Raw genomic sequence first — 16,835 nt, 5'->3', positions numbered from 1 at the left:
CGAGGGAGGAACCGCCCCGCCGAGGCGCTGTCAGCGCATCTGGCGCCGGGAGAGCCGGTAGTCCAGCAGCACGAGCACCAGCACGACGGCGAAGCCTGCGGCCCCCAGCAGCAGCACCAGACCGAGCTCATCCCCCGGTCCCTGCAGTCCACGGCCTTCGTCCTGCCAGGGCCACAGCGTGCGAAGCGCACCGATCATGACACCGGTGAGCACCACCATGGTGATCCGATGGTGATGATCCAACAGCCACTTCAGCCCCTTGACGATCGCGACCAGCCCTATCGCGAGACCCAGCGCGAAGATGCCCAGGTAGCCGAGGTCAAACTCGGAGGCGGCGCGCAGGGTGGGCTCGTACAGACCGAAGGTCAGCAGCAGGAAGGATCCGGAGAGCCCGGGAAGCAGCAGCGCCGAGACGGCGATCGCGGCGGCGGGAAGGATCACGTACCAGGAGGGCTCAACGGAGGTCGGCGGGAGTGAGACGAGCCAGAAGACCACCGCCGCCGCGAGGATTCCGGCCAGGATGTGCCGCATGCGGAGGGGACCTTCCCGGTCCTCCAGAGCCATGCGCAGCGGCACTGCGATCGAGGCGAGCACCATGCCGAAGAACGTGGCGCGGGTCAGCACGGGGTAGGTCTCCACCGCGGTGGACATCGGTCCCGCCACGGTGAAGACCGTGATGATCATGCCGAGCATCACTGGGATGATGATCTTCCAGTCCACCAGCCTGAGGTGGTGCCTGAATCCGGCCCAGCGGTCCGGGCCGGTGATCAGCGTCCGACCTGCGGAGACCACATGCGAGGCGGAATCGATGAGCTGGCGGTAGATCCCGACCACGAGCGCCACGGTGCCCCCGGAGACCCCGGGGACGGTCTCCACCGCACCGATGAGCGCGCCACGGACCAGGTTTCCCGGTATGGAGGTGCGCCGCGCCTCGGGCGGGGTCGGAGCATCGTGGATCGACTCTTCGGCCGTCACGTCACCCTGGGGACTGGTCTGGGAGTGGGGAGACTCGGCAGCGATGATGGACTCCTTGATGAGGGGTGCAGGGACGCCGGCGTCGGATCCGGTCTCGGTGTCTGGGGCGAGCGCACCGCGTCGTCGATCATTGTCTCATCGAGGCCGCACGGCCCCCAGCGATTCGGGATCCACGGCCTGAAATCTGACCTGCGCGCCTGCACGCAGCTGCGCGACCAGGGCAAGATCCTCTCGCACCACGACTCCGAGCACGGGGTCGGTGCTCGTGACCGGATGCTCGGCGAGCGCGATCGTCGGCTGGCCCGCGGCGCAGACGCAGATGGCCCCGCGGATCAGCGGCTCCGCGGCCAGCGGCTCGGACTGTGTGCGACGGATCGGATCGTCGCCGTCCAGCCGGAGACCGGCGCGGCCCGAGGGCTCCATGGCTTCCCAGGGCTGGCCCTCCAGACGGGAGAGTCCCGCAGCTGCAGCCCGGCGGGTGCCGAAGTACTCCTCACGAGGTCCCGGCACGTAGCGGAGCACGGTGGGGGCATCGAGCGGCGGCAGCGGAGTGGGCGCCACCGAGGCGATGCCCACGAACCGCGAGGCCGCCCCGGCAAGAGCGTAGCGGTGGCCCGGCTGGACGGGAGCGGGGCCGATCCGGGCACCCAGATCGGTGGAGGCGCTGCCCAGGCGGAGGGGGGCGTCGAGTCCCCCGGAGATCCCCAGGTATGCGTAGACCCCGCGCTGCACCGGACCCAGCCGCAGCGTCTCCCCGGGGAAGACCCAGAAGGGCGCTCGCACCGGGACCGCGCGGGAACGGGAAGCGGTCCTCGCGGCATCGGTCCCGCCGCGGGAGATCGGCACGAGCTCCTCGGTGATGATCTCCATGGAGACCTCGGCTCCGGCTGCGGCCAGGATCGAGGTCTGCCAGATCCGCAGGCTGAGTTCGCCCGAGCGGACCTCGAAGACCGCGGCAGAATCGTCATTGCCCACGAGCCGGTTGGCCTGGCGCGCCGCGACGAGATCCACGGACCCCGATCTGCCAACGCCTGCCTCACCGAAGCCGAAGCGGCCCATGTCCTGGACGAGCACCCGGTCTGGTCGTCCGCCGACGTCGAGCACCTCGACCACCGCTTCACGGTCATCCAGCCCCAGGCACGGCGCGAAGGACCCGGGCAGGGTCATCAGGCCACCGTCCGCGGTCTCCGGTGCGTCCTGCTCGGCATCGGCGTCCCGGCGCCGGCGCACCTTCAGCCGCTTGGCGAGCTTCATCGCCGCGAGGGCGTCCCGGCGTCGGCGGAAGTCCACCAGCACCGTTCTGGTGCCGGGGATCACTTCCACCTGACCGGGGAGGGGACTCTGCCGGAGATGTGCCGAGAGGTGGGGGCGGTCCTTCTCGGTGGCGAGCTCGATGAGGAGAGCTCGCTGTCCCATCTCCCGGACACTGTGGATCATCCCACCAGGGTCCCATACGGCGCCCGCCGCGCTGTGATCTGCACCATGCCGATCTCCGCTCGCCCTTCGGTCGTTTCTTCTGCGAACCATGAAACAATCGGCCTGTGATGGCCCAGAACAAGCACCCCGCGGCGACGCCGAAGGAGCCGCTCTTCACCAAAGATTTCCTGCTGGCGATCGTCATCAATCTCTTCCTGGCCATCGTCTTCTTCGTGCTGGTGACCGGGCTGGCGGTCTACGCGGCCGAGGAGTTCGCCGCCGGTGAGACTGCCGCCGGGTTCGCGGCCTCGGCCTTCGTTGTCGGCGCCCTGGGTGCGCGGGTCTTCGCGGGCAAGTACGTGAACTTCCTGGGTCGGCGCCGCACTGTGCTGGCGTGCCTGGTGGTCTATGTCCTCGCCGGCCTGGCGTACCTCTGGGTGGACAGCTACGAGATGCTCATCGCGCTGCGCGCCGTGCACGGGATCTCCTTCGGCTTCGGACAGACCGCGCTCAACGCCGGCGTCTTCGCGATGATCCCCGCCTCCCGCCGCGGTGAGGGCGCCGGATACTATCTGCTCGCCAACTCCCTGCCCCCGGCGATCGGGCCGCTGGCCGCGATCCAGCTGACTCAGCGCTATGACTTCTGGGCGATGTTCGTGGCGGTCACCATCGTCTCCGTCTTCGGACTGATCGCGGTGCTGTTCCTCAAGCTCCCCGAGGACAGACCCTGGCGGACCAGCCTGCGGGAGAAGCTGACGCTGCGCCCTCGGGACATCATCGAGCCGCGCGCGTTCAAGATCTCCCTGGTGGCGATGCTGCTGGGCATCGGCTTCGCCTCGGTGATGACCTTCCTCAACGGCTATGCCCGCAGCCTCGACATGGTGGACGCGGCCTCGCTGTTCTTCGTGATCTACGCCGGTGCTGTCCTGGTGTCGCGCCTGTTCATGGGCAGGATCCAAGACCGCTACGGGGACAACCTCGCCGTGTACCCCGCCGTGATCTTCTACATCGTGGCCATGGGACTGCTGGCGTGGGCACCCAACCAGGGCGTCCTGCTCACCGCCGGGGTGCTGGCCGGCTTCGGGTTCGGCTCGCTGCTGCCGGTGCTGCAGGCGATCATCGCCTCGGACCTGCCCGCCCACCGCACGAGCATCGGGATCTCGACCTTCTTCATCATGCTCGACACCGGCTTCGGCTTCTCCCCGCTGCTGCTGGGACCGCTGGTCGGCTTCGCTGACTATCGCTTCATGTATGGCGCCTGCGCAGGCGTGGTCGTCGTCGCGCTGATCCTGTACTGGCTGGTCCACGGTCGCCACGACGTGCTCCAGGGGGTCCCGCGCAGAATCCCTCGTTCAGGTCCGCGGGCCAAGGACGACGACGGCGCGGCCCCCGGCCCACAGCGCCCCTGAGGGACCGCGCTCCAGTGCCTCACGAGCACTGACAGCTCCGAAGGGCTGTGTCACGGCACCTGAAGCTGGGCGTCGGGCAGGTCGGTGATCAGCATGTGCCCCGGCGCGTGGCTGATCGCCAGCTCCGGCTTGGACTCCATCACCTCCGCCTGCGGGGTGACCCCACAGGCCCAGAAGACCGGCGTCCAGCCTGCGGGGATCTCCACCGGATCCCCGAAGTCCGGGGAGGCGAGGTCATCGATTCCGAGTGCTGCGGGACTGCCGATGTGCACCGGGGCGCCGTGGACTCCTGGGTAGCGTGAGGTGATCCGCACGGCGTCGGCGATCTGATCCGCCGGCAGCGGACGCATGGACACCACCAGAGGGCCGCGGAGCCGGCCCGCCGGTGCGCAGCGGATGGCGGTCGTGTACATCGGCACGTTCACGCCCTGCTCGATATGGGCGATCGGGATTCCGGCCTCCAGCAGCGGGGCTTCGAAGGTGAAGCTGCACCCGATCAGGAAGGCGACCAGATCCTCGCGCCAGTGCGCGGTGGCGTCATCGGGTTCAGCGATGAGCTCGCCGTCGCGGTAGACCCGGTAGGCGGGGAGATCAGTGCGGAGGTCACCCTCGGCCAGCAATGGGTGTGCGATGCCGGCGTCGTCGTGCTGGCCCGGTTCGAAGACGCCCAGCACCGGACAGGACTTCGGGTTGCGCTGCGCGAAGAGCAGCATGTCGAAGGCCAGCTCACGCGGCAGCGCCAGCAGGTTGACCTGGGCGAAGCCCGGGCTGATCCCGCTGGTGGGCCGCCGCAGCCCGGCACGGAAGCGTGCGCGGGCTGCGGCGGGGTTCAGCGGCGCCCCTCCGGGGGTGAAGCCTGTGTCCGGCGGGATCACCCTTCGGTCCAGAGGCTGGCCAGACCGCCCAGCGAGCTGTAGCCCATGAAGATGGTCAGCAGCCAGACCAGGACGCCGAGGATGAGCAGCCACTTGGGGTACCTATAGCCCTGCAGCAGGTCCCGGCGGCGCCATGCGGCGTAGAGGATCACCGCGAATCCCAGCGGGAGCACAGTGCCGTTGAACGCGCCCGCCATGATCAGCAGGGTCTGCGGCGCCTGGCCGAGCAGCAGGAAGACCCCGCTGGTGAGCACCAGAAAGCCGAGGAAGTACCAGTTCTTCGTGCGGTCCTTGGTGTTCTCCGTGGTCAGGAAGGACACCGTGGTGTAGGTGCAGCCCAGGATCGAGGTGATCGCGGCGACCCAGAAGACCGCACCGAAGACGCGCAGACCGATCTCTCCGAGAGCCACCGAGAAGGCATCTGCCGCGACGTTGTCCTCCGCCAGGACCGCACCGGTGGAGACGACCCCGAGGATCGCCAGGAAGAGCAGGAAGCGAATGACGGTGGCCACGATGATCCCGAGCACCGAGGTCTGCGAGATCGCCTTGACGTTCTCGACCCCGGTGTTGCCCGAGGCGATGAGCCGGTGGGCGCCGGCATAGGTGATATAGCCGCCGACGGTGCCGCCGATCAGCGTGGTGATCACCAGGAACTCCACCTGGTCGGGCACGAAGGTCTGACGCAGCGCCTCCCCCAGCGGCGGGGCAGTGGTGACGGCCATGAAGATCATCAGCAGGATCAGCACGGCGCCACAGCCGACCACGATCCGGTCCAGCGCGACCCCGGCCTTCTTGGAGAGGAAGATCAGCAGCGCGAGGATCACCGAGAGCGCACCGCCGATGCGGGCGTCCATGCCGGTCATGGCGTTGAGGCCCAGGCCGGCGCCGGCGATGTTGCCGATGTTGAAGACCACGCCGCCGAAGAAGATCAGTGCCGCGAGCGCCCAGCCCAGGCCGGGCAGGATGCGGTTGCCCAGGGTCTGGGCGTAGAGCCCGGAGACCCCGAGCACCCGCCAGACGTTGAGCTGCACAGCGATGTCGACCAGCACCGAGATCAAAATCGCGAAGCCGAAGGCGGCTCCCAGCTGATAGGTGAACGTGGCGGTCTGGGTGATGAAGCCCGGGCCCACGGCACTGGTGGCCATCAGGAACATCGCCCCGAGCAGCGCGGTTCGGCGGGTCCGGATCAGCACCGGCCCGTTCGAATCCGACCCGTTCGAATCTGGCCCGTTCGAATCTGGCCCGTGGGTCTCGGGGGTGTGGGGTGCATCTGCTGAAGACGATCTGGGGGTTGAGGCGTCAGCCACAGGAGCCCTCCGTGGGTCAGTAGGGGAAACAGCGGCGGCACTGTGCGCAGTGCACGTGTGACGCACGTCTATTCCGTGGATCACCGATCACAGTACTGTTGTTCAACAATCCAGGCAAGGGATTGTGGAACAATCGGCCCACCTTTTACACGCCTGTCACATCCCCAGGCCGGACCTGGCGTCAGATCGCAGAGAGGATCCGCTCATTGATGCTCTGCCCGAAGACGAACCAGACGAGCGTGCCGAGGATCGGAAGAGCAATCAGGACGATCACCCAGCACATCCGCAGCGCCGGCGGCAGCAGAGGCTCGCGGAGCACCTGGATCAGCGCGATCACGATGAACCCCACGACGACGGCGACGGCCGCCAGACCGAAGAGCAGGAACAGCACCGACATGGGATCAAGATCCATGGCAGCGACACTACGTCAGTGGTCCGGCGACGCCCAAGGGTCGGCCGCTCTGGGGCGAGGGGGCTGCCGGAATGCGAGTAGCGTGACGTGGGTTGTCTCTTGTGCTGACAACGGTGCCGTGGCAGCCAGCGCGGCATCACCGGAGATCTTGGGGGTTTGTGCGTGAGCATGGAACGCGCGGCATGGGGCTCGCTGTACAGCATGACCCATGCGAAGAAGGACTATCGGCCGCTCAACCGGGAGACGCTGACTCGCATCGGCCAGTTCGCCAGCCCCCACCGGACCCGGCTGATCTGGTTCCTGATCCTCTCGGTGGTCACCGCCGCGCTCGCGGTGGCGACTCCGCTGCTGGCTGGACAGGTCGTCAATGCGATCACCAGCTCGGCCGCTGTCGAGGTCGTCATCCGATTGGCCGTGCTGATCGCGATCATCGCCGTCGCCGATGCGGGGTTCAACATCCTCAGCCGGTGGCTCTCATCACGGATCGGTGAGGGTCTGATCCTTGATCTGCGCACCGCAGTCTTCGACCACGTGCAGAAGATGCCCATCGCCTTCTTCACCCGCACCCGCACCGGCGCGCTGGTGAGCCGGCTGAACAACGATGTCATCGGGGCGCAGCGCGCTTTCAGCGGCACCCTCTCCGGCGTCGTCGGGAACCTGGTGATGGTCGTCCTCACCTTCATCGCCATGCTCTCACTGTCCTGGCAGGTCACCCTGCTGGCCCTGGTGCTGCTGCCGGTCTTCGTGCTGCCTGCCCGCCTCATGGGCAGCCGACTGGCAGTGTTGCAGCGCGAGGCGGCGAACCACAACGCCACCATGGGCACTCAGATGACTGAACGCTTCTCCGCCCCGGGCGCCACGCTGATCAAGCTCTTCGGGCGTCCCGAGGAGGAGTCCGCCGAATTCGAGCGGCGCGCCCGGCGCGTGCAGGACATCGGGGTCAAGACCGCGATGCTGCAGTCCACCTTTGTCACCGCGCTGACCCTGGTCTCCGCACTGGCCCTCGCCCTGGTCTACGGCCTGGGCGGCTTCTACGCCATCGTCGGCGATCTCGAAGCCGGGGCGGTCGTCTCCCTGGCGCTGCTGCTCACCCGCCTCTATGCGCCGCTGACCGCCCTCGCGAGCGCTCGGGTGGAAGTGATGAGCGCTCTGGTCAGCTTCGAGCGAGTCTTCGAGGTGCTGGACCTCAAGCCGCTGATCACAGAGAAGGAGGACGCCGAGCCGCTGCCGGAGGGCCCTGCCGCCGTGGAGTTCGACGAGGTCACCTTCTCCTACCCGTCTGCGGAGAAGGTCTCACTCGCCTCGCTGGAGGAGGTCGCGACCTTGGACCAGCGCGGTGGCGAAGAGGTCCTCCACGGCGTCAGCCTGCGCGTGGAGCCCGGGCAGACAGTCGCCATCGTGGGCTCCTCAGGAGCCGGCAAGTCCACCATCGCCGCCCTGCTGGCACGGCTCTATGACGTCGACTCCGGATCGGTGCGCCTGGCCGGAGTGGACGTCCGCGACACCACCTTCGCCTCGCTGCGCGCTTCCCTGGGCGTGGTCACCCAGGACGGACACCTCTTCCACGACACCATCCGCGCCAACCTCACCCTGCCCTCCCCCGGGGCCACCGACGCGCAGATCTGGGATGCCATCCGCAGGGCCCGGCTGGAATCGGTGGTCCACTCCATGCCCGATGGGCTGGACACCGTGGTCGGGGAACGCGGCTATCGACTCTCCGGCGGAGAGCGCCAGCGGATGACCCTGGCCCGGCTGCTGCTGGCCCAGCCCCAGGTGGTGATCCTCGATGAGGCCACCGCCGCGTTGGACTCCACCTCCGAGGCCGCCGTACAGGCCGCGCTGACCGAGGCGCTGGTGGGACGCACCGCGCTGGTGATCGCACACCGGCTCTCCACGGTGCGCGCCGCCGACGCGATCCTCGTGGTCGAGGCGGGCCAGATCGTGGAACGCGGCACGCACTCCAAGCTGCTGGCGGCCGACGGGCGCTACGCCGAGCTCTACCGGACCCAGTTCGCCACCGAGGACTCCTGAGTCCGCCCCCCCCCGAAGGAGAGGCATCCGCATGATCGCACGGTTCGAAGAGCTTGACTGGCAGCAGACCCCGATGGGCGAGCTGATGCTGCGTCGGCGCACCGAGCCCGGCACGGGCACGCAGATCTATGAGGTGAAGCTGGGCGAGGAGTTCCTCATGTCGAGCCTGTTCACCGTGGCCGAGGAGCAGATGTCGACCCTGGGCCTCGCCGCGGCCACGGGCGAGAAGCTCGACGTGCTCGTCGGCGGCCTCGGCCTGGGCTACACAGCGGTCACAGCACTCGGCGATGAGCGGGTGCACCGGCTGCAGGTCATCGACGCTCTCCCAGCCGTCATCGACTGGCACCAGCGCAAGCTGCTCCCGGTCTCGAGTCAGCTGGTCGAGGACGAGCGGACGACTCTGCGCCACGATGACTTCTTCGCGGTGGTGCGGCGGCCGCCCGAAGCTGGTTCGCCCCTCCATGACGTCATCCTGCTCGACGTCGACCATTCACCGCGGCACACGCTTCACCCGAGCCACGCGGATCTCTACACCACCGAGGGGCTGACCGCCCTGGCGAAGCACCTCGGTGAGCACGGGGTCTTCACCCTGTGGTCCGATGACCCGCCGGACGAGGAGTTCATGACCATCCTCGCTTCGGTCTTCGATGACTGCCGGGCCCATATCGTGGAGTTCGCCAACCACCTCACCGGGGGCACCTCCTCAAACACCGTCTACGTCGGGACCAAGCGCCTGAGCTGACCGGTCAGCCTCCCAGGTGGTCCAGCAGCTCAGCCTCGGCGGCGGCGAGATAGTCCACCAGGTAGTCCTCCGCCGCCTGCCGGTCTCCCTCGCCGAGCAGCCGGGCCAGCTCCCGGTTGCGCTCGATGAAGGTGTGATGGAAGCTGGGCTGCTCGGATTTCGCGTGGAAGGCCAGTCGCATCCGTGCCAGGACCTGTTCCATGAGTGCATCGATCAGCGCGCTGCGCACCTGAGCCGCGATGGTCCGGTGGAACACCTGGTTGGCCTGGGCCATCGCAGGGACGTCCCCGCGATCCCTCGCCACCTCCGCGGCGGAGACCACCCGGTGCAGCTGCTCCAGCTCTTCTGCGGGGAACTCCGCGGTGCGCACCGCACCGACCTCGAGCACCCGGCGCACCCGATAGATCTCAGCGATGTCTGCCGCGGTGGGCTGGTGCACGAACACCCCCCGGTTGGGATGGCGCTCCACGAGCCCTTCGGCGGCGAGGATCTGGAATCCGCTGCGCAGCGTGTGCCGGGAGATGTCCAGCTGACGGGTCAGCTGGACCTCCGGCAGCTTGGTGCCCGGACGGATCGCCCCGGCCGCGATGGCTCCGCGCAGCAGCTCCGCGACCCGCTCCGGGGCATGCGCGTGCTCCCTCAGGCCCTCGGCAGACAAGGAGCTCCACAACACGTCGGTCATGACACCAACCTAGTCGAGACAGCGATCGGGCCAGACACTGCACCTGCACGTCACAGGTGGGTTCGGTCTCTCATTCGATGGTGCCGAGGAGCTGGCCGGCCTGCAGCGCCGCGCCGGGCGCGAGATCGGCGCGAATGAAGCGTCCGCTGCGCGGGGCGGCCACGGTGGACTCCATCTTCATCGCCTCCACCACGGCGATCGGGTCTCCGGCGGAGACCTGGGCGCCGTCCGCGGTGGAGAAGCTGACCAGGCTGCCTGCCAGCTTCGACGCCACGGCCCCGGGTGCCGCTCCGACGCGGGGGTCCGCCTCCTCGTCCTCGCCTGTCCCGCTGCCGGAGCCTCTCTGGCTGTCGGGACCTGTCCCGGTGCCGCTGCCCAGCAGGCTCAGCAGAGCCCCCGGCAGCCCGAGGGTGACCGGGCGGCCGTCGATCTCCACGGTGGTGCGGTGCATTCGATGCTTGCGGTGACGAAGCGCGGCGGCGAGATGCTCGGACTCGGCCATGGACTCCCCATAGGCGGCCTCGAACTCGGTCTCGATCCACCGCGTGTGGACTGTGAAGCTGTCCTCGCCCTCGGCGGCGAGGAAGTCCTCGGCCTCGAGCACCTGACGGTGAAACGGCAGCACGGTTGGCAGACCCTCGATGCGCATCTCGGCCAGCGCCATACGGGCGCGGCGCAGCGTGGTGGGCCGGTCCGGGCCGGTGACCACGAGCTTGGCCAGCATCGAGTCGAAGGCCCCGGAGATCTCATCACCGCTGCGCACGCCGGTGTCCACCCGGATGCCGGGCCCCGTGGGGGGAGCGAAGAGCTCCACCGGACCCGGGGTGGGTAGGAAGCCCTGGGCCGGCTCTTCGGCGTTGAGTCGGAACTCCACTGAGTGGCCTCGCGGCTGCGGATCCTCCGTGAGGCGCAGCGGCTCGCCCTCGGCGATGCGCAGCTGTTCGGCCACCAGGTCCACCCCGGAGGTCTCCTCGGTGACCGGGTGCTCCACCTGCAGCCGGGTGTTGACCTCCAGGAAGCTGAGCAGTCCGGGCCGGTCCCCCTGGCCCGGGCTGAGCAGATACTCCACGGTCCCGGCCCCGACGTAGCCGGCCTCGGCGCAGATCGCCCGGGCGGAGCGGTGGATGTCGGCGCGCTGATCGTCGCTGAGGAACGGCGCGGGCGCCTCCTCGACCAGCTTCTGATTGCGCCGCTGCAGCGAGCAGTCCCGCGTGCCGACAACGACGACGTTGCCGTGCGTGTCCGCCAGGACCTGGGCCTCCACGTGCCGGGGCCGGTCCAGGAACCGCTCCACGAAGCACTCCCCACGACCGAAGGCGGACTCGGCCTCGCGCACTGCAGAGGCGAAGGCCTCGTCGATCTCGGCCTCCTCACGGACGATGCGCATGCCGCGCCCGCCCCCGCCGTGGGCGGCCTTGATCGCCACGGGCAGCCCGTGTTCGGCCACGAATTCACGAATCTCCTCGCCATCGGCGACCGGACCGTCCGTGCCTGGAACCAGCGGGGCGCCGACCTTGACCGCCAGCGCCCGGGCGGTGACCTTGTTCCCGAGGGATTCGATGGTCTCGGGCTTCGGGCCGATCCAGGTCAGTCCAGCCTCGATGACGGCGCGGGCGAAGTCGGCGTTCTCGGAGAGGAACCCGTAGCCGGGGTGGATCGCGTCGGCGTCGACCTGGAGGGCGGCCGCGAGGAGCTTCTGCTGGTCCAGATAGGTCTGCGCCGGGGTCGTCCCGTGCAGCGCCACCGCGTCATCGGCCAGCTGGACGTGCAGCGCGTCGGCGTCTTGATCGGCGTAGACCGCCGCGGCGACGTAGCCGGATTCCCGCGCGCTGCGGATGATGCGGACGGCGATCTCGCCGCGGTTGGCGATCAGGATGCGCTTCATGGTGAGGTTCTTCTCTCAGGCGTCAGGGGTCGCGGTGGTCTGGGGCGTCGGCGCTGCCGGGTCAGCGGGTTCAGCCGGTTCAGCGGAGTCAGCGGAGGGATGCTGCGGCGGGGCCAGCGTCTCGGGGTCCACCGAGACCAGGGTGATCTGGTCTCCAGGGGCGAGCTGCGCCGCGAGGGGGAGGTCCTCGTCGATGACGACGCCGATCACGGGATACCCCCCGGTCACCGGGTGGTCGTTGAGGAACAGCACTGGGGTGCCCGATGGCGGCATCTGCAGCGAGCCGCGGACGACTCCCTCGCTCGGCAGCTCACCCTCCTTGAGCCGGCGCAGCGGTCGCGGCGCCTCGTCCTGGGCCCCCGGCGCAGAGTTCTGGGCCCTGTGCGCAGAGTTCTCGGCCCCCTGCGCCGCATCGTCCTCGGGGACCTCGAGTCGAATCCCGATCCGGTTTGATGACCGGCTCACCACCCAGGGTTGAGCCGCCAGCCGCACCGCCTCCTCGGTGCTGAACCAGTCTGCGCGCGGGCCATAGGTGAAACGCAGGGCGGACTGGCCCTCGGAGGAGGGGTCCTGCGCCCGGCGGTTCTGGGGCTCCGCAGCGGCGACGGCGCCCGTGGCAGTGCCGGCAGTCCGGAGCTGGTCTCCGGGCGCCAGCGGATCGGGGCCCAGTCCGGACATGGTGTCGGCGGAGACGCTGCCCAGGACCGGGGTGGCAGCGATGCCTCCGCGCAGCCCGATCACGCTGCGCAGTCCCCACTCGGGGGCGCCGAGGGTCAGGGTCTCTCCTGCGGTGAGGGCGAAGGGGGCGCCCAGCCGCACGCGTCGGCTGGATCCCTCGGGGGCGGTGACGTCCAGCGTCACCTGTGCGCCGGCGACCGCGAGCACCACGGTGGTCTCGGCCTGCAGGCTGACTCCGCCGTACAGCGTCTCGAGCACGGCCGCCTGTGGAGCATTGCCGAGAAGTCTGTTCACCTGGCGCGCCGCGTCCTCGTCGGCGACCCCCGCGCGGGAGACTCCGAGGTCGCTGAACCCGCTGCGGCCGAAGTCTTGGATCAGGGTCTGCAGTCCCGGGTCGAGGACGGTGAGCGCGACGTCGTGGTCCGGGCGGGAGTCCTGCTGGCTCGGGGCTTCGGGCTGAGCGGTGGCTTCGCTGGTCACTGACCGGGCGGTCACGGGCTTGTACCGCACCGAGTCGCCCGGGCGGACCAGCGCCGGGGACTCGCCGTCGGCTTCCCGGGAGAGGTCCCACATGGTCGCCGGGGTGTGTCCGATCAGCTGCCAGCCCCCTGGGGAGACGCGCGGGTAGACCGCGGAGAATTCGCCGGCAAGGGCGACGGCGCCGGCGGGCACGGCCGTGCGTGGACTGCTGCGGCGCGGCACATCGAGTGGACCGACGTTGCCGAGGGCCGCAGCATCGGGAGTCGTGCTGGGCACGCAGTAGGTGAATCCCGGGGCGAAGCCACCGAAGGCGCCGGCCCAGGTTGTTCCGCTGTGCCAGTTGATCAGCGCCTGGACGCTCATCGCCAGGTGAGAGGCCAGATCGGGCAGATCTTCGCCGTCGTAGACGACCTCCAGCTCCACGCGGCGCGAGTCTGCGGCCGAGAACTCTCCCAGTTCAAGGCTGGGCAGCTGCTGGCGCGCCTCGCGGAGGGCGAACCGGGCGGTGAAGCGCAGCAGGATGGTGCGTGCCGCGGCCACCGCCTCGACCTGACCGGCAAGGGGCTCCCGGCGCAGCTGCTGATGGCAGGCCAGCACCTGGTCCAGGGTCTCGAACTCCAGCAGCAGCGCGCGAGGACCAGCCTCGCGGATGGCGCTGATCATGCGAAGCTCCGGATCTCGACTCCGGCGCCCTCCAGTGCTGAGCGCACCGACTGCGCCATCGCCACCGCCCCGGCCGTATCGCCATGGGTGCAGATGGACTCGGCCTGGGTCTCGATGCGGGTGCCGTCGCGAGCGATCAGCACCGACTCCTCGGCCAGGCGCAGCATGTTCTCCACGACCTGCTCGGTGTCATGGAGCACCGCGTCGGGCTTACGCCGGGAGACCAGCGTGCCGTCAGGGTTGTAGCTGCGATCGGCGAAGGCCTCGGAGACCCCGCGCAGACCGGCCTCCGCAGCGTAGTCCAGGGCGATGGAACCCGGCAGCAGCAGCACGGGCAGGTCGCGTCCGGTGCTCTCGCAGTAGGCCGCGATGGTGTCGATGACGGCATGGGCGTGCCCGGTGTGGGAGATCATCGAGTGGTACAGGGCGCCGTGGGGCTTCACATACCGGACCTGTGAGCCGACCGCCGAGGCGATTCCTTCCAGGGCGCTCAGCTGGTAGAGCACATCGGCGGCGAGCTCATCGGGGGAACATTCCAGATGCCGTCGACCGAAGCCGGCCAGGTCGCGGTAGCCGATGTGAGCCCCGATGACGACGTCGTTGGCCGCTGCCTCCGTGGCGGTGGCACGAATGGTCAGCGGGTCCCCGGCGTGGAAGCCGCAGGCGATGTTCGCGCTCGAGACGGTGCGCAGGATCGCCGCGTCGTCGCCGATGGTCCAGTTGCCGAAGGACTCTCCGACGTCACTGTTCAGGTCGATCTGTGCCACGTGATCCTCCTTGGACTGATGTTGCCCACGTCTCAGTGTGAGTTGAGTCAAGGATGCCTGACGCCAGAGGATTGTTCAACAATCTGAGGGAAGTCAGTGAGGATTCGTCTGCCGGACCCGGCGATCAGTCCTGCCGTGTGTGGCGTTCCAAGAACTCGTAGACCTCGGTGGTGTCCACTCCGGGAAAGGCGCCCTGCGGCATGGCCGCGAGCAGGTGGGTGTTGGCCCGCGCGGCAGGCCATGCCTTGCCCTCCCAACGAACGGCGAGCTCGGCCGGGGGTTGGCGGCAGCAGGTGGGGTCCTCTGGACAGCGCGAGGCCGAGCGCGAGGTGGTGTCGGATCCGCGGAACCACTTCACGTGGTCGAAGGGCACTCCGATCGAGAGCGAATACACCCCGGAGGAGTGTGCCTCAGTGCGTGCCGTGCACCAGAAGGTCCCCACCGTGGTGTCGGTGTACTGATGGAAGGAGCGGAACTTGTCATCCACGTCAAAGACCTGGCGGGAGGTCCACTGTCGGCAGATGGTCTGACCTTCGATGGCCCCGGAGTGATCGGCGGGGAAGTTCACCCCGTCGTTCTCATAGGCCTTGTGCAGGATGCCGGACTCATGGACCTTCTGGAAATGGCAGGTGATGCCCAGATGCTCGGTGGCGAGATTCGTGAACCGGTGGGCGGCCGATTCATAGGACACCGCGAAGGCATCCCGCAGATCCTCGATGGCCAGCTCCTTGCGTGACTTGGCCTCCTTGAGGAAGCGCACCGTGGTGGCCTCGGGCATCAGCAGGCTCGCCGCGAAGTAGTTGGTATAGACCCGCTGACGCAGGAACTCCGAATAATCACCCGGCTCGGTGTGACCCAGCACCTGGTGACCCAGCGCCTGCAGCAGCACCGACCGGGCGTCCCACTGCCGGGAGCTTCCCTGGGTGAGGTAGATGATCCGGTTCTTCTGATCGGTGACCGAACGCGTGGACTCCGGCAGGTTCGGCACGAAGCGCAGCGAGAAGCCCAGGTGCGCCGCAATGTCTGCCACCACGTGATGAGAGAGCGGACCGTCCCGGTGATCCACGGCATCCAGAAGCTCCTGGGCGGCCGCCTCGATCTCGGGGTAGTAGTTGTTCCTGGCGCGCATCTCTTCGCGCAGCTCGGTGTTGGCCCGGCGCGCCTCCTCGGGAGTCGCCGCCTGTTCCTCCAGACGACGGCGCAGCTCACCCTGCAGAGCCACCAGCGACTGCAGGACGTCCATGGGCAGCCGAGAGCCGATCCGCACGGTGGGAAGGTTCAGCGCCGCATAGAGCGGACCGCGCTGAGCCTTCTCCAGCTCGATCTCCAGGGCCGCGCGCTTCGAGGGCGGCTCAGCGCCGAAGAGGTCGTCGACGCTGACGTGGAGCACCTTGGCCAGCTGCTGCAGCTGGGAGAGTTTGGGCTCGCGTCGACCGTTCTCCAGCAGAGAGAGCTGACTCGGTGCTGTGCCGAGGGACTCCGCGAGCGCATCCAGGGTCAGTCCTGCCTGCTTGCGCAGATGACGCACCCGCCGACCCAGGGCGATCAGGTCGAAGCCGTCTTCATCTGCAGTGGCCGAGGCGCGCTCGAGTGGACGCAGCGGGGGACGGGTCGGCCCCTGCCTCACCGATGAGGTTTCTCGTGCTGTGCGCATACGAGGGCAGTTTACCGTCCGCAGACACCGGGTCGGTGGCCCGCGTCACAGGCCACGTCACCCGACTGCCCCGGGGCCGCAGACAGAGACCTCCGGCCTCGAGATGAGCAGTGTGCTCTTCCGAGACCGAAGGCCTCTCCTGTCGATTCCTGCATGCTCAGCGGGCCCGCTTCTCGACGAGGATGGCACCGCCGCCGTCATCCTCCGCCGTGCTGAAGGTGATGGCCCGGATCGTGCCGGCCGGGAGACCGATCAGCTCTTCGGCCCGCGCGAACATCTCCTGCCAGATCTCGAGCTCCTGCTCGCTCTCCAGTCCCAGCAGCGAGATGAACGGAGCCCTTCCTTCGGAGACCAGCCGACGCGCGCAGCGGTGGATGTGCAGGCCGAAGTCGACCAGTCCGCCCGAGAGCGGCTGCCCCTGGCTGAAGATCCGGTCCTCGGAACGGGTCAGCCGTCGAGGAGTCGCGAAGGCACAGTCCGTCTGCGCCAGGTGCTTCTCCACCAGCGCCCTCCAGGAGGCCTCGGCCTCCGCCGCCGGATCCTGCTGTCCGGTGACCCCGCCCCGATTGTTCTGCTGCGGCTGCGGCTCCCCCGGCTCCAGCTCTGCGATCCGCGCACCGAACTCTCGGTGCAGGGAGCTCAGGAACGTCAGCGCATCAGCGGTGAACACCTCGTTCTGCCGAGGCGCCCGTGCTGCAGTGAGCGTGATCCCGTTGATGGTGATGGCATTGCCGGGATCGGCGATCCGCCCGGTGTCGGTCTCAGAGTGGGCGCTCCTGTGCGCTGTGGTGCTGTAGACGGTGGTGCTGGAGCGAAGAGTGGTGCTGGTCTGGGCGTTCATGGCTGACTCCTTTGTCAA

Annotated in this window: 14 protein-coding genes; 3 read left to right on the top strand and 11 right to left on the bottom strand. The window is 68.6% G+C overall.

The genetic code is table 11. The features are described 5' to 3' along the window. Positions 1-30 precede the first annotated feature (30 nt). Entirely contained in the window at positions 31-975 is a 945-nt protein-coding gene (locus tag H4W27_RS01455) for a DUF368 domain-containing protein (RefSeq protein WP_318782067.1), read from the bottom strand. Between the two features lie 135 nt (positions 976-1,110). Next, complete coding sequence (locus tag H4W27_RS01450; protein ID WP_192594354.1) at positions 1,111-2,391, bottom strand: carboxyltransferase domain-containing protein; 1,281 nt, start codon at positions 2,389-2,391, stop codon at positions 1,111-1,113. 128 nt (positions 2,392-2,519) lie between these two features. Between H4W27_RS01450 and H4W27_RS01445 the strand changes: the two genes are divergently transcribed. Next, positions 2,520-3,800 (top strand): MFS transporter, encoded by a 1,281-nt coding sequence (locus tag H4W27_RS01445; protein ID WP_192594353.1) that lies wholly within the window; start codon positions 2,520-2,522, stop codon positions 3,798-3,800. Positions 3,801-3,850: 50 nt separating this feature from the next. On the opposite strand, the gene H4W27_RS01440 is transcribed toward H4W27_RS01445, so the two are convergent. The 3 genes from H4W27_RS01440 to H4W27_RS01430 all read right to left on the bottom strand — a co-directional run bounded on the left by H4W27_RS01440 (position 3,851) and on the right by H4W27_RS01430 (position 6,394). Beyond that, complete coding sequence (locus tag H4W27_RS01440) at positions 3,851-4,675, bottom strand: putative hydro-lyase (RefSeq protein WP_318782066.1); 825 nt, start codon at positions 4,673-4,675, stop codon at positions 3,851-3,853. After that, entirely contained in the window at positions 4,672-5,829 is a 1,158-nt protein-coding gene (locus H4W27_RS01435; RefSeq protein WP_192596352.1) for an NRAMP family divalent metal transporter, read from the bottom strand. The genes H4W27_RS01440 and H4W27_RS01435 overlap by 4 nt, the downstream gene beginning before the upstream one ends. Positions 5,830-6,163: 334 nt before the next feature. Then, the gene (locus H4W27_RS01430) at positions 6,164-6,394 is read right to left on the bottom strand and encodes a PLDc N-terminal domain-containing protein (RefSeq protein ID WP_192594352.1); all 231 of its coding nucleotides are present in this window, start codon (positions 6,392-6,394) and stop codon (positions 6,164-6,166) included. 162 nt (positions 6,395-6,556) lie between these two features. Here H4W27_RS01430 and H4W27_RS01425 point away from each other — a divergent pair, with 162 nt between their 5' ends. Next, positions 6,557-8,425 (top strand): ABC transporter ATP-binding protein, encoded by a 1,869-nt coding sequence (locus tag H4W27_RS01425; RefSeq protein WP_192594351.1) that lies wholly within the window; start codon positions 6,557-6,559, stop codon positions 8,423-8,425. Positions 8,426-8,456: 31 nt separating this feature from the next. After that, entirely contained in the window at positions 8,457-9,167 is a 711-nt protein-coding gene (locus H4W27_RS01420; RefSeq protein WP_192594350.1) for a polyamine aminopropyltransferase, read from the top strand. A gap of 4 nt (positions 9,168-9,171) precedes the next feature. Here H4W27_RS01420 and H4W27_RS01415 read toward each other — a convergent pair whose 3' ends face one another. The 6 genes from H4W27_RS01415 to H4W27_RS01390 form a co-directional block, all read right to left on the bottom strand. Next, positions 9,172-9,849 (bottom strand): GntR family transcriptional regulator, encoded by a 678-nt coding sequence (locus H4W27_RS01415; RefSeq protein WP_192594349.1) that lies wholly within the window; start codon positions 9,847-9,849, stop codon positions 9,172-9,174. Positions 9,850-9,919: 70 nt separating this feature from the next. Then, positions 9,920-11,734, bottom strand: coding sequence for an acetyl/propionyl/methylcrotonyl-CoA carboxylase subunit alpha (locus H4W27_RS01410; RefSeq protein ID WP_192594348.1), 1,815 nt, complete (start codon positions 11,732-11,734; stop codon positions 9,920-9,922). 15 nt (positions 11,735-11,749) lie between these two features. Next, positions 11,750-13,555 (bottom strand): 5-oxoprolinase subunit B/C family protein, encoded by a 1,806-nt coding sequence (locus H4W27_RS01405; protein ID WP_192594347.1) that lies wholly within the window; start codon positions 13,553-13,555, stop codon positions 11,750-11,752. Next, a complete protein-coding gene (locus tag H4W27_RS01400) occupies positions 13,552-14,322 on the bottom strand; it encodes a LamB/YcsF family protein (protein WP_192594346.1) in 771 nt (256 codons plus the stop codon). The genes H4W27_RS01405 and H4W27_RS01400 overlap by 4 nt, the downstream gene beginning before the upstream one ends. Positions 14,323-14,446: 124 nt before the next feature. After that, positions 14,447-15,976: a helix-turn-helix transcriptional regulator gene (locus H4W27_RS01395; protein ID WP_192594345.1), complete on the bottom strand. Its 1,530-nt coding sequence runs from the start codon at positions 15,974-15,976 to the stop codon at positions 14,447-14,449. A gap of 157 nt (positions 15,977-16,133) precedes the next feature. Beyond that, positions 16,134-16,817 (bottom strand): aldolase/citrate lyase/malate synthase family protein, encoded by a 684-nt coding sequence (locus tag H4W27_RS01390; protein WP_192594344.1) that lies wholly within the window; start codon positions 16,815-16,817, stop codon positions 16,134-16,136. Between the last annotated feature and the right edge of the window lie 18 nt (positions 16,818-16,835).

It is taken from the genome of Nesterenkonia lutea (assembly GCF_014873955.1).
Classification (GTDB): Bacteria; Actinomycetota; Actinomycetes; order Actinomycetales; family Micrococcaceae; genus Nesterenkonia; species Nesterenkonia lutea.
Note: the sequence above shows the minus strand (reverse complement) of the source record. Positions and strands in the feature narration are given on the sequence as shown.

Bases quoted from the DNA above. Each gene is read 5' to 3' on its own strand.
- H4W27_RS01450 (WP_192594354.1), bottom strand. From the start codon at position 2,391: ATGGGACAGCGAGCTCTCCTCATCGAGCTCGCCACCGAGAAGGACCGC.
- H4W27_RS01445 (WP_192594353.1), top strand. From the start codon at position 2,520: ATGGCCCAGAACAAGCACCCCGCGGCGACGCCGAAGGAGCCGCTCTTC.
- H4W27_RS01435 (WP_192596352.1), bottom strand. From the start codon at position 5,829: ATGTTCCTGATGGCCACCAGTGCCGTGGGCCCGGGCTTCATCACCCAG.
- H4W27_RS01430 (WP_192594352.1), bottom strand. From the start codon at position 6,394: ATGGATCTTGATCCCATGTCGGTGCTGTTCCTGCTCTTCGGTCTGGCG.
- H4W27_RS01420 (WP_192594350.1), top strand. From the start codon at position 8,457: ATGATCGCACGGTTCGAAGAGCTTGACTGGCAGCAGACCCCGATGGGC.
- H4W27_RS01415 (WP_192594349.1), bottom strand. From the start codon at position 9,849: ATGACCGACGTGTTGTGGAGCTCCTTGTCTGCCGAGGGCCTGAGGGAG.
- H4W27_RS01410 (WP_192594348.1), bottom strand. From the start codon at position 11,734: ATGAAGCGCATCCTGATCGCCAACCGCGGCGAGATCGCCGTCCGCATC.
- H4W27_RS01405 (WP_192594347.1), bottom strand. From the start codon at position 13,555: ATGATCAGCGCCATCCGCGAGGCTGGTCCTCGCGCGCTGCTGCTGGAG.
- H4W27_RS01395 (WP_192594345.1), bottom strand. From the start codon at position 15,976: ATGCGCACAGCACGAGAAACCTCATCGGTGAGGCAGGGGCCGACCCGT.
- H4W27_RS01390 (WP_192594344.1), bottom strand. From the start codon at position 16,817: ATGAACGCCCAGACCAGCACCACTCTTCGCTCCAGCACCACCGTCTAC.